The 1,379-nt window shown below is 44.6% G+C and carries 2 protein-coding genes; both read right to left on the bottom strand.

Features of this window, described 5'->3' with window-relative positions; genetic code table 11:
- Positions 1-1,158, bottom strand: a 1,158-nt coding sequence (locus ACFING_RS09800) for a Bgr_08870 family protein (RefSeq protein ID WP_375630771.1), incomplete at its 3' end; no start/stop codon positions are given.
- Positions 1,159-1,171: 13 nt separating this feature from the next.
- On the bottom strand, positions 1,172-1,379 hold a 208-nt coding region (locus ACFING_RS09795), incomplete at its 5' end, for a hypothetical protein (RefSeq protein WP_375630769.1).

Raw genomic sequence — 1,379 nt, 5'->3', positions numbered from 1 at the left:
AGCATAACCATTTCCGCCTTTGGCAATTCCTAGATGTTCATCCGTTGCTAAACCAAAGTTTCCACCTGTTCCTCCAGTACCACCACTTCCTGAATAGCAGCCAGTAACATAACCATTTCGTGAACTATAGTAACCGGCACTACCATAGTTTCCTCCTGTGGCGGTGATAAAATTCTTCCCAACAACTGTTGTTCCTCCAGAATTACCGTTTACACAGCTTTTTGCAATAGAAGCCCCTCCTTTACCAATCACGATATCCTCATGACCCTTTAAACTGGCTTTATAGCCATACCAGACTGAACAACCGGCACCACCACCACCTCCTCCTAATCCTGACAAATAGGCTCCGCCGCCACTGCCGCCACCGCCCCAAGCTTGGATCTCAACTTTGGTTTTATCGGTGACCCAATCGGGCCATTGAATTTTCCCATCTTGCGTATACAGCAATTCAGCATCAGCAAGAGCCGGCCAATTTGTGATTTGATCGATCAAATCTTTTTTAAGACTCTTTATTTGTGCCAAGATAGCTGCATCCACTTGCGCTTTCGTATAAACAAGATCTCCATCGACTTTTAAAGGTCCTTTAAGAAAGCTTCCCGTTGTGCTTAAACTGGTAACCACTTCACCATTATGGGTGAGGTTCAATGATGCATTACCCAACAGTTCTAAGCCACCACTCATAGTGACTTTGCTGGTAAATTTATTATAGCTTTGCCATTCATTTGGGCTTGTGAGGCGACCATAGCTTGTGAGATCTTCATTGATCTTGGCTCTAAAATCATCAAGCCCCACAATATCTTCGGTTTTATGTTGATGTGCGCCTAACAGTGAGACAGCACTCCCAAAGGTGAAGTTATTGTTGCTTGATTTATAGAGAACATAATTGTTGGCAGCATCGTGTGCACCCTCGATATCGCTTAAATCAGCAAATGAGAAAGTTTTATCCGCTGCCATTTTGCCATTGAGAGCGCTTTCTAGATTTGTGATTTCGCTTATGGTGTGCGTGTGTTTTGAAGGCGCTTTTTCGTCTACCTTGTCCTCAACATCGGCTATTGCCTGATCAATTTTTGTCAAGTTTTCGCGCAAGATTGGGAATTCAGAACTGATAAAGCGACCTTCTTTAGGCAATTCCATGTCAAGTTTTTTGGTTTTGGTCATCTCTGTTCTCCCATCACAATATACCGGCGCCAAAATCACTCACCATTGACCGCGCTGCCGGTCCACCGGTAAGCGTGAGTTTGAGGCGCGCTTGTTTGGCTGTTTTATCGCTGCTCACAAATTTGCGCTCTGTCCAAAGGGGGGCGGATAACTGTTCTGTTTCGTCGAGTTTCAAAGGAACAAAAGCACCATCATCCAGTTGCATCTCGAGTGTAAAGGTT

It is taken from the genome of Bartonella sp. AP150HLJHH (genome assembly GCF_042196385.1).
Taxonomy (GTDB): domain Bacteria; phylum Pseudomonadota; class Alphaproteobacteria; order Rhizobiales; family Rhizobiaceae; genus Bartonella.
The sequence above is the reverse complement of the archived record's forward strand: the minus strand, read 5'-3'. Positions and strand labels throughout refer to the sequence as shown.